Raw genomic sequence first — 10,870 nt, 5'->3', positions numbered from 1 at the left:
GCGCAAGCGTCCGGCCACACCCCATCCGGCTGGAGTTGCACGCGCAACCCAGGCCCCGTGCTATACGCCCGCCTAGCGGTGAAAGTTCACTTGTGTCGAAAAAAACGCAGTCCGGCGCACGAGTCATACTTCGTCACCACGTTGCGCCTTGAGCGGTGCGGTCCGGACCGCCCTACTGCACGCTTCGCTCTGACATCCGGATTTCACAAATGTTTTCAGCCAGCCCGCGCGCGTTCCTGCTCGCCGCCACTGTTGCGACCCTCGCTCTTTCGCCGCTGTCGCAAGCCGCGCCCGAACATCACGGCGTCGATCTCGCCGGCATCGATCGCACGGTAAAGCCCGGCGACGATTTCTTCGGCTATGCCAACGGCAGTTGGTTCAAGTCGGCGCAGATTCCGCCCGATCGCAATTCGCTGGGCGTCTTCGCCAATTTGAACGAAGCGAGCCAGGAACGAACTGTCGAGCTGATCAAAGGCATGCGCGCCGACGCGCCCGCAGGCAGCAACGAACGCAAGATTGCCGACTATTACGGCAGCTTCATGGATGAAGCCTCGATCGAAGCCGCCGGCTTGAAAGCGTTGCAGCCGCGCTTGCAACGCATCGCCGCGATCACCGATCGCAAGTCGCTGTCGACCGTGCTGGGCACCACGTTGCGCCATGACGTCGATCCGCTGAACAACACGAATTACTACACCGACAATCTGTTCGGCCTGTGGGTCGCGCCCGACTTCGCCGACCCGTCGATCTACGGCGCCTATCTGCTGCAGGGCGGGTTGGGCATGAACGAGCGGACCAACTACCTGTCCGACTCGCCGCGCATGGTCGAGCTGCGCGCCAAGTACAAAGCGCACATCGTCAACGTGCTGACCTTGGCCAAGATCGACGACGCAGCCAAGAAAGCCGATGCGATTTTCGATCTCGAAACCAAGATCGCGAAAGCGCACGTGACCGCCGAAGAGTCGCACGACGTGTCAAAGGCGAACAATCGTTGGGCGCGCGCAGACTTTGCCGCCAAGGCGCCGGGACTGGATTGGGAGGCGTATTTCGCTGCTGCCAATCTCGGCAAACAAGCAGATTTCATCGTGTGGCAACCGAGCGCCTTCACCGGCCTGTCGGCGCTGGTCGCGAGCGAGCCGGTCGATGTGTGGAAGGATTATCTCACCTACCACACGCTGGATCATGAATCGGCGTTCCTGCCGAAAGCGTTTGCCGACGAGCGTTTCGCCTTCTACGGCACGGCCGTCAGCGGCACGCCGCAGCAGCGCGAACGCGCCAAGCGCGCGGTGGTCGCAACCGATGCGGCGCTGGGCGAAGCGGTCGGACAATTCTACGTCGCGAAATACTTCCCGCCCGAAGCCAAAGTCGCGGCCGAGAAGATGGTCAAGAACATCGTCGCTGCGTTCGGCAAGCGCGTCGATCGTCTCGACTGGATGACGCCGGCAACCAAGGCGCAGGCGAAAGCGAAGCTGGCGGCGATGTATGTCGGCGTCGGTTATCCCGAGAAGTGGCGCGACTATAGCGGCCTTGAAGTGGTGCGCGGCGATGCGGCGGGCAATCATATTCGCGCCGAACAATTCGAACTGCAGACGCGCCTGAACCAGCTGGGCCGACAAGTCGACAAGACCGAATGGCAGATGAATCCGCAGCTGGTGAACGCGGTGAATCTGCCGATCCAGAACGCGCTGAACTTCCCGGCGGCGATTCTGCAGCCGCCGTTCTTTGATCCGAAAGCGTCGGACGCCGCCAATTACGGCGGCATCGGCACGACGATCGGTCACGAGATCAGCCATTCATTCGATGCGTCGGGCGCGCTGTTCGACGCCACCGGCAAATTGTCGAACTGGTGGACCGACGCGGATCTGAAACAGTTTGAAGCCGCGTCGGCCAAACTTGCGGCGCAGTACGACCAGTACAAGCCGTTCCCCGATGCGCGTGTGAACGGCAAATTGACCTTGGACGAGAACATCGCCGACGTGGCCGGCATCAACGCGTCCTATGACGCGTGGAAAGCAGCGACCAACGGGAAGGCACCGACCGTCGACGGCCTGACCGGCGATCAGCAATTCTTCCTCGCCTGGGGACAGGTCTGGCGCAGCAAGGTCCGCGAGGCGGCACTGCGCCAGTCATTGCTGACCAATGGCCATGCGCCGAGCGAGTTCCGCGCCGACACGGTGCGCAATCTCGACGCCTGGTACAAAACCTTCCCGGTCAAAGCGGGCGACAAGCTGTATCTCGACAGCAAGGACCGCGTCCGTATCTGGTGAAGGATGAAATGTGATGCGCGCAGTATGAGCTGCGCGCATCCATCTCTGGCTGCATCTCGAAAAGAACATTCGCACCCGCGCGTGCGCGGCGCAGACTGGCGGCATGAACGACATCGCCGCCCGACTCCACACATTCTGTTCCCGCTTTGGCTTGCGCGTGCCGATCCTGTTGGCGCCGATGGCCGGTGCCTGCCCACCAGCGCTTTCGATTGCCGTCGCCAATGCGGGCGGCATGGGGGCGGCCGGCGTATTGCTGTTGCAGCCTGATGCGATCGCCGATTGGGTCGCGCAGTTTCGCGCTGCTAGCAACGGGTCGTTGCAGCTCAATCTTTGGATTCCAGATCCGGCGCCGGTGCGCGACGCGGCGCATGAAGCGAAGGTGCGCGCCTTCCTCGGCGATTGGGGACCGGCTGTGGCCGATGACGCCGGCGATGCACCGCTGGTCGACTTTGCGGCGCAATGCGAAGCGATGCTGGCGGCGCAGCCCAGCGTCATCTCGTCGATTATGGGTCTCTATCCGCCGGACTTCGTGGCGCGCATGAAGCAACGCGGCATCGCGTGGTTCGCCACCGTCACCACCGTCGCCGAAGCGCGGCAGGCCGAAGCGGCAGGCGCCGACGTGGTAATCGCGCAAGGCGCTGAAGCGGGTGGCCATCGCGGGGCTTTTGTATCCGACCGCGCCGAACGAGAAGCGGTCGGGCTGTTCGCGCTGCTGCCCGCGGTGGTGGATGCGGTGCGCGTTCCGGTCGTTGCCGCTGGCGGAATCGCCGACGGGCGTAGTGCCGCTGCCGCTTTCCTATTGGGCGCAAGTGCGGTGGTGATCGGCACCGGCTTTCTGCGCAGCCCCGAAGCCGGCATCGCACCGGCCTGGGCCGACGCGCTGGCGGCGGCGCGACCCGAAGACACGATGCTGACGCGCGCCTTCAGCGGCCGCGCCGGGCGTGCGCTTGCAACCGACTATGCACGCGCCGCTGCGGCGCCCGATGCACCGGCGCCAGCGCCTTACCCGGTGCAGCGCGCGCTGACTGCACAAATGCGCGCAGAATCTTCCGCAAAAAACGACATCACGCGCATGCAGGCCTGGTCTGGACAAAGCGCAGCGTATGCACGCGCACAACCGGCTGCTTCTATCGTTGACCAGATCTGGAACACTGCACGGCTCGCGTTGCAGTTGCGCTAAGCGCGGTGTGACGATTACGTCACGTCCGGACATCTCTGTTTTGAACGGGTTCGCCGGGTCAATCCGCCACACCTACAAACATACAGAAGTGTTTGCTCGTTCCGTCATCCGTTGGCAGACCTCCGCCGTTCCATACAAATGGGACGCCGAAAAAATATGCCACACACACTCACCGCCACTTGCGACTATCGCCAGCAAAGCACCGACGATGCTCGCCCCGCCGAACGCTTTGATCTTTGGCGCTCGACTGCGTTGCTTCGCACGCAGCCGCGCCTGCTCAATCCGAGCAATGTAGAATCGTTCCAAGGTAGCGCGCAGCGCCTTGTAACTTCTGCAGGAATGTTCACCGAGATCAGTTCGTCGCCGCTCGAACTTGAACGTTCGCGCACGCAATGCGCGCAAGACGGGTGCGATGACATTCATCTCGCGCTGGTTGAAGAAGGCGAGATCATCGATGTCGGCGACCGCGAAAGCGTCGTTCGTTCTGGCGGAATTCGCCTCACCGACTTTACGCAACCAGGCACCGTGCGATGGGAATCGCCGCATCATTCGTTGCGTCTCTATATTCCGCGCGATGCGGTTGCAGCGACGCTCGGCACTGATCCGGGCTTTCTGCACCAGCGTGTTTTGTCGCCGAATGGCCTCGCACCGATGCTCGCAGCACAGCTGCGCAGCCTGGCGCGGCTTGCGCCGACAGCAAGCAATTCGGTGCGCGCAGTTGCACTGCGTGCCACGATTGAGCTGGCATTGACCGCGCTTGCAGCGGATTTCGGACGCATCGCGCGCAGCTCGGAACAGTGCAGCGACGGGCTGTTCGCAGCAGTGAACCGTTACATTCAGCAAGAATTGGGCTCGCCAACCTTGACGCCTGCGGTGATCGCAGCCCGTGTCGGCTGCTCGCGCGCGCATCTCTACCGGCTGTTTGCGCGCTACGGATTGTCGGTCGCCGACTACATTCGCGAAGCGCGTCTGCAACGTAGCCTGGTCGAACTGCAGACGGTCGCGCAGTCGCGCGAAACGATTGCGGCGCTGGCGTTCCGTTGCGGTTTCGAGAACCCGGTTTACTTCGCGCGACTGTTTAAACAGCGCTTCGGTTGCACCCCGCAGGACGTACGCCGCGGGAAAACTGAAAAATGTGTCCAGACGCCGGTACCCGAGCTCACATGAGACGGATTCTGTCTTTCTTCTGAGACAGGAACGCTAACGACGACGCATCCCGCAATGACAAAAACGCGCGCAGGAATTGGAGAATAACGGCTGTCTGGTGGCGTAATGTTTTGGCGATGGGCGGTTGGACTACGCGCGCGTCTTGCGCTGTTGGTCGCATCGATCCTGATCCCGGCGGCGCTACTGCTTGCACAATTCGACCTGATCGAGACTGACGGCCGCGACGAAGCCATTCTGATCGTCTTGCTGCTGATCATCGGGGTCGCCTGGCTGCACGCGGAATTGTTCGTGCTGCGTTGGGTACGCCGTCTGCGCGTTGCAGCCGAACAATTCGCGACCGGCGCCCTAGCCTACCGCGTCTGCCTGCCAAGCTCGTCGGGTGAGTTCGCTGTTCTTGGCGCCACCTTCAATCGCATGGCCGATGCTTTGTCGGCCCGGCACCGCGAGCTGAAAACCTATCAGCGCGTACTCGAAGCGCAGGCCTGCAAAGTCATTCAAAGCGAAGCGCGCTTTCGCGACATTGCCGAACTGGCCGGCGACTTCTTTTGGGAATGCGGCGCCGACGGTCGCATCACCTATCTGTCCGAGCGGTTCACGCAGGTGACGATGATGCCGGTCGAGCATCTTCTCTACACGCTGCCGCACGAGCGGGTCGGCATCTTCGTCGATGACGGCGACTTCCAGAACATCCTCGCCGCGTTCGAAAGTCACGCGCCGTTCCGCAACATGCCGCTGTGCGTGACCTTGCCTGACGGCGAGCCGCGCTGGTGGCGGCTCAGCGGCAAGCCGATGTACGACCCGGTGACGGGATCCTTCCGCGGCTTTCGCGGTGCCGGACATGAAGTGACCGTAGCCGTGCTGGCCGAAGAAACGGTACGGGTCGAAAAAGAACGCGCCGAAAAAGCCAGCGAAGCGAAGAGCGAGTTTCTCGCCACGATGAGCCACGAGCTGCGCACGCCGCTCAATGCCATCATCGGCTTTGCCGAAATGATCCGCGGTGAAGTGCGCGGCCCGGTCGGCGCGCCGGCCTATCGCGATTACGGACAATTGATCGCCGACAGCGGACGCCACCTGCTGGGGCTGATCGACGACGTGCTGGATGTCGGCCAAGCCGAAGCAGGCCGGTTGAAGCTGCAATGTGGCCCGGTCGATCTGATCGAGATTGCGACCGGCGCGGTCGCGATGCTGCGCAACGAAGCCGACAAAGCCTCGTTGCAGCTGAACCTGCATGCCGCGACGTCGCCGATCGTGATGTCCGCCGACGCGCGGCGTCTGCGGCAAGTGCTGCTGAACGTCATCGGCAATGCGATCAAATTCACACCGGCAGGCGGATCGATCGACGTCACCATCGAGCGGACCCCGTCGCATACGCGCCAGATCACCGTGCGTGATTCCGGCATCGGCATCGCCGAACAGGATCTGCCGTTCGTGCAGCAACCGTTCTACCAAGCCGAACAAAGCTATACGCGCCGCTATCACGGCGTCGGGCTGGGGCTTGCGATCTGCACCCAGCTGGTCGAGTTGCATCACGGCACCTTGTCGATCGCGAGCGAACTGGGCCGCGGTACGACCATCACGATCCAGTTCCCACCGCCCGGCAGTGTGGAGTTCGTCAGCGGGATCGCGGAGCGCATCGCTTTATAGGTAGACTGGCGGCGATGAACGCTGGCTTCGCCGCCCCGCCCGACGAAATCGCGATGCTCGCCGACGCAGTCCCGGCGCTGATTGCGTATCTCGACGCCGACCTGCGCTATCGCTTCGTCAATCGCACCTACACGACGTGGTTCGGCATCGATCGCGAGACGTTGATCGGGCGTCCGATGGACACGGTGATGTCGGGCGACGCGTTCGAACTTGTTCGTGCCGGCCTGGCCGAGGCGCGGGCCGGCGCCGAAGTCAGTTTCGAAGCGACGCTGCCCTATCCGACCGGCACGCGCACGGTACGCGCCGAATATCTGCCGCGGCGCGATGCGAGCGGCGCCGTCGTCGGCATCTATGTTCTGGTTAGCGATATCGGCACTGAACGCGCGTTGCAGCGGGCCGAAGCGGCGCTGGCGACACGGCAGGGATTTCTGCTGCGCTTCAACGACCGGCTGCGCAGCCTGTCCGATCCTAACGCGATTCTCGACACAGCGTGCGAACTGGTCGGCCGCCATCTCGGCGTTGCGCGCGTCGGCTATAACGAGATCGACACCGACGCCAATCGCACCATGGTTCAGCGCGACTGGACCGATGGGCGCCTGCCGCCGCTTGCGGGGGAACTGCGACCGCGCGGCCTGTTGGGGCCTGCCGCGACCGAACAGCTGCGCGCCGGTCAGACCGTCGCGATTGACGATATCGACCGCGACCCGCGCAGCGCGGGCCAGCACCAAGCGGGCGAGATCGGTACGCGCGCCTTTCTGGTCGTGCCGTTGGTCAAGAATGGACGGCTGGGCAGTACTTTCTTTCTGCACCACCCCGAACCACGGGAATGGACCGATGCGGAAATCGCGCTCGCCGAAGACGTCGCCGAACGAACCTGGGCGGTGATCGAACAGGCGCGTGCGGCCGCCGCGCTGCGCGAAAGCGAAGCGCGCCACCGTATTCTGGCAACCCAGCTACAGCAGCTGAATCTGACCTTGGAAGATCGCGTCGCGCAGCGCACGCGCGAACGCGACCGGATCTGGTCGCGGTCGCGCGACTTGATGGCGGTGGTGACGTTCGACGGGGTTCTGAAAAGCATCAACCCGGCTTGGTCGCAGCTGCTCGGCTATGACGACTCCGAGCTGCTCGACAAACCATTCTGGCCGCTCGGCCACCCGGACGATGTCGGCGCCGCCGCCGACGCGATGGCAAAAGTCAGCCGCGGCGAACCGGCGCCGATCGTCGTCGGACGGTTGCGCGCCGCCGATGGAAATTGGCGGCACCTGTCGTGGATCGCGGTCGCCGAAGCCGGGATGCTTTACGCGGTCGGTCGCGACATCACACGCGAACAAGAAGCGCGCTTGGCGCTGGAACGCGCCGAAGCGCAGCTGCGCCAATCGCAAAAGATGCAGGCGCTGGGACAGTTGACCGGCGGCATCGCGCACGATTTCAACAATCTGCTGCAATCGGTGATCGGATCGCTGGATATCGTGCGCAACCATGTGCATGACGCACGCCCGGCGCGGTTGATCGCCAACGCCTTGCGCGCCGCCGAACGCGGCACGCGCCTCACCGGTCAGCTGCTGGCTTTCTCGCGCACGCAGAAAGTCGCGCTGAAGCCGGTCGCGGTCGGCGACTCGCTGTGGACGATGCACGAGATTCTGGAACGGACCTTGGGCCCGTCGATCGAACTTGTGCTGGCGCTGGAAGCAACCGGCAACGCGCTGACCGACGCGACGCAGTTGGAAACGTCGGTGCTCAATCTGGCGATCAATGCGCGCGACGCGATGCCGGGCGGCGGCGTCCTGACCATCCGCACGCGCGACGTCGCGATCGAGGACGATCCCGATCTGGCACCCGGTGCCTATGTCGAAATCAGCGTGCGCGACACCGGCGCCGGCATGGCACCCGAGGTTGCCGCGCGCGCGTTCGATCCGTTCTTCACCACGAAACAAACCGGGCGCGGCACCGGCCTTGGCTTGAGCCAGGTCTATGGCATCGCGCAACAAGCAGGCGGCATCGCACGCCTGGTCAGCGAGCTGGAACGTGGCACCACCGTGCTGATGTTGCTGCCGCGCGCCGACGGCGAACCGGAACAGGCAGCCCGTCACCGCAGTGGCAATTCCATCAGCGAAGCGTTTGCGCGTGCTGGTGATCGACGACGATCGCGACGTGCTGGAATTTTTCAGCGAGTCGCTCGACGCGTTGGGCCACGTGCCGCTGCTGGCCGCGAACGGGCCCAGCGGTCTGGCGCGCCTGCACGAAAAACCCGACGCGATGATTGTCGATTTCGCCATGCCGGGCATGAACGGCGCCGAAGTTGCCGAACGCGTACGCAACATCATCCCCGGCCTGCCGATCGTGTTTGCGACCGGCTATGCCGACACCGACGCAATCGAACCGGTGCGCGGCGACGCACCCATGCTGCGCAAACCGTTCAAGCTCGCCGACCTTGCCGAAGCGTTGCAGATCGCCACAACAAAAGCGCCTTAGCGCTTTTTGCTTTTGTAGCTGGGCTTCTGGCCGCGCGGTTTTTCGTACGGCGATTTTTCCGGACGGCCGCGATCCGGCTTGGGTCCGCGCCGCTGCGACACGTCGCCGACGACACCCTCATCGGTCACCGGATCGATGCGCAGATTCGGATCCTGGGGGTCTGGTCGTTTTGCGGCGACCGCAAAACGCTCGGCTGCGTCGCGCGAAATTGCGACCCGGGTTTCGCGTTCGCGAATTTCGATTTGCCCGATCTCGCGCTTGGTGACGTGACCGCGACGGCACAAGAACGGCAACAGCCAGCGCGGATCGGCATTGCCGTTGCGCCCAACATTGAGACGGAACCACACCGCATCGCCGGCATCGATGGCGCGCGACGGATCGGGACGCGGCTCGCGCATGCCGCCATCCCGCGGTGCGCGCTCGCGACGTTCCCGCGGTGCGCGTTCGCGCACTTCGCCGCGGGCCGAACCACGCTCGTCAAGATCGTCCGGCGCCGGCAGCAAGTCGCGATAGAGGCGCACCAAGGTTGCAGCGAGATCTTCGGCGCTGCGGCCTTCGGCAACCAGACGCGCAGTTTCGACCAATTCTTCGTCGCTCGGATCGGCCGGTGCGATTTTCGCCAACAACCGTTCGCGGTCTTTGACGCGGATCTGTTCGGCATCGGGCGGGCCCGACCATTGCGCATCAATATGCGAAATCTGCAGCAGCCGTTCGACGGCGCGGCGACGCGGATAGGGTGCCAGCAACACCGACACGCCTTTCTTGCCGGCACGGCCGGTGCGACCGCTGCGATGCTGGAAGACCTGGCGGTCGCGCGGCAGCTCGGCCTGAATGACCAGACCGAGATCGGGCAGATCCAGTCCGCGCGCCGCAACGTCGGTGCAGACGCAGACGCGCGCATGCCCGTCGCGCAACGCTTGCAGCGCGTGGGTACGTTCGGCCTGACTCATCTCGCCCGACAAGGCGACGGCAGAGAATCCGCGTTCGAGCAAAATGCCGTGCAGACGTTTTACTTGTTCGCGCGTGGCGCAGAAGACGAGTGCCGCGGGCAGTTCGAACCAGCGCAGCAGATTGACGACCGCTGGTTCGGTTTCGTGCGGCGCGATTTCGACGACGCGATATTCGATATCGCTGTGCTGTTCGCGGTCGGATGCGACCGAGATGCGTTCGGCATCTTTCTGGTAGCGCCGCGCGAGATTGACGATTTCCTTGGGCAAGGTCGCCGAGAACAGCAAGGTGCGGCGCGTCGCGGGCGTCGCGTCCAGAATTGCTTCAAGCTCGTCGCGGAAGCCGAGATCGAGCATCTCGTCAGCCTCGTCGAGCACCACGACGCGCAACGCGTCCAGCACCAGCGCACCACGCTCGAGATGGTCGCGCAGACGACCGGGCGTCCCGACCACGATATGTACGCCGCCATCGAGTTGGCGCGACTCGCGACGCGCATCCATGCCGCCGACGCACGACACGACGCGCGCGCCGGTGCCCTGGTAGAGCCAGTCGATTTCACGCGCGACCTGCATCGCCAGCTCGCGCGTGGGCGCGATCATCAGCGCGATCGGCGCGCCCGGCGGCGGCATGCGATCGTCGCCGTCGAGCAGGGACGGGGCCGCTGCCAAGCCAAAGGCGACCGTCTTGCCCGAGCCGGTCCGGGCCGAGACCAACAGGTCGCGGCCGGCATAATCCCCTTGCAGAACAGCCTCTTGGACGGGAGTCGGTTCGGCATAGCCGCGCTCAGTGAGCGCGCGCTGAAGGGCGGGGGGAAGGGTCGGAAACGGCATGGTGAAACCTGGGCAAGCGTCGAAGCCGCCATCGTTTACACCATACGCCGCTCACTTGGTGCGGTCCGCGCGCAAAAAGGGGCCCGCACGGGCCCCTTTTACCGGCCCCATTGTCACAGGGGGCCGGTCGCAGATCGACTGGTTAGACTTTGACGTCGACCGAGGTCGTCGAAGCGTCCGAAGCCGCGGGCGGCGTCGCCTTCGCCACGGGAGCCGGCGAATCTTTTCCGGTTTCGGCCTCTTTGGCCTTCACCGTATTGGATTCGGTTTTCTCGTCGGCAACCTGGGCCTTGGCTGTAATCGGGACTTGGTAGGATGAGGTAACAGAGCTGATGGACATACTTCCCGTCCTTAAGGAAAAGCCG

At 63.9% G+C, this 10,870-nt stretch carries 7 protein-coding genes and 1 pseudogene; 6 read left to right on the top strand and 2 right to left on the bottom strand.

The window, feature by feature from the left end:
* The first annotated feature begins 209 nt into the window (after window positions 1-209).
* The 6 genes and pseudogenes from TMPK1_RS15640 (at window position 210) to TMPK1_RS15615 (ending at window position 8,727) form a co-directional block, all read left to right on the top strand.
* Window positions 210-2,264, top strand: a complete 2,055-nt coding sequence (locus TMPK1_RS15640; protein WP_420244089.1) for a M13 family metallopeptidase — start codon at window positions 210-212, stop codon at window positions 2,262-2,264.
* Between the two features lie 103 nt (window positions 2,265-2,367).
* Window positions 2,368-3,444 (top strand): NAD(P)H-dependent flavin oxidoreductase, encoded by a 1,077-nt coding sequence (locus TMPK1_RS15635; protein ID WP_420244087.1) that lies wholly within the window; start codon window positions 2,368-2,370, stop codon window positions 3,442-3,444.
* 339 nt (window positions 3,445-3,783) lie between these two features.
* Window positions 3,784-4,611 carry a helix-turn-helix domain-containing protein gene (locus TMPK1_RS15630; RefSeq protein WP_420244085.1) on the top strand — a complete coding sequence of 276 codons (828 nt, stop codon included), beginning with the start codon at window positions 3,784-3,786 and terminating at the stop codon, window positions 4,609-4,611.
* Window positions 4,612-4,716: 105 nt separating this feature from the next.
* Window positions 4,717-6,255, top strand: coding sequence for an ATP-binding protein (locus TMPK1_RS15625; RefSeq protein ID WP_420244083.1), 1,539 nt, complete (start codon window positions 4,717-4,719; stop codon window positions 6,253-6,255).
* A 14-nt stretch (window positions 6,256-6,269) separates the two neighbouring features.
* Window positions 6,270-8,252: pseudogene (locus tag TMPK1_RS15620) on the top strand (PAS domain-containing protein); the annotation flags it as partial.
* A 97-nt stretch (window positions 8,253-8,349) separates the two neighbouring features.
* The gene (locus TMPK1_RS15615; protein ID WP_420244081.1) at window positions 8,350-8,727 is read left to right on the top strand and encodes a response regulator; all 378 of its coding nucleotides are present in this window, start codon (window positions 8,350-8,352) and stop codon (window positions 8,725-8,727) included.
* On the opposite strand, the gene TMPK1_RS15610 is transcribed toward TMPK1_RS15615, so the two are convergent.
* Together TMPK1_RS15610 and TMPK1_RS15605 are read right to left on the bottom strand one after the other, a co-directional pair.
* Window positions 8,724-10,505 (bottom strand): DEAD/DEAH box helicase, encoded by a 1,782-nt coding sequence (locus TMPK1_RS15610; protein WP_420244080.1) that lies wholly within the window; start codon window positions 10,503-10,505, stop codon window positions 8,724-8,726. The two genes, TMPK1_RS15615 and TMPK1_RS15610, sit on opposite strands and share 4 nt — an antisense overlap.
* Window positions 10,506-10,647: 142 nt before the next feature.
* Window positions 10,648-10,845 carry a hypothetical protein gene (locus TMPK1_RS15605; protein WP_420244079.1) on the bottom strand — a complete coding sequence of 66 codons (198 nt, stop codon included), beginning with the start codon at window positions 10,843-10,845 and terminating at the stop codon, window positions 10,648-10,650.
* Window positions 10,846-10,870: the final 25 nt, after the last annotated feature.

Origin of the sequence: Roseiterribacter gracilis, from assembly GCA_018332375.1 — a bacterium.
Taxonomy (GTDB): Bacteria; Pseudomonadota; Alphaproteobacteria; order BOG-932; family Roseiterribacteraceae; genus Roseiterribacter; species Roseiterribacter gracilis.
This window is presented reverse-complemented; position numbering and strand designations above follow the sequence as displayed.

What these genes read in the sequence shown, in the direction of transcription:
- TMPK1_RS15640 (WP_420244089.1), top strand. Translation starts at nt 210, where the DNA reads ATGTTTTCAGCCAGCCCGCGCGCGTTCCTGCTCGCCGCCACTGTTGCG.
- TMPK1_RS15605 (WP_420244079.1), bottom strand. Translation starts at nt 10,845, where the DNA reads ATGTCCATCAGCTCTGTTACCTCATCCTACCAAGTCCCGATTACAGCC.
- TMPK1_RS15635 (WP_420244087.1), top strand. Translation starts at nt 2,368, where the DNA reads ATGAACGACATCGCCGCCCGACTCCACACATTCTGTTCCCGCTTTGGC.
- TMPK1_RS15630 (WP_420244085.1), top strand. Translation starts at nt 3,784, where the DNA reads ATGTTCACCGAGATCAGTTCGTCGCCGCTCGAACTTGAACGTTCGCGC.
- TMPK1_RS15610 (WP_420244080.1), bottom strand. Translation starts at nt 10,505, where the DNA reads ATGCCGTTTCCGACCCTTCCCCCCGCCCTTCAGCGCGCGCTCACTGAG.
- TMPK1_RS15625 (WP_420244083.1), top strand. Translation starts at nt 4,717, where the DNA reads ATGTTTTGGCGATGGGCGGTTGGACTACGCGCGCGTCTTGCGCTGTTG.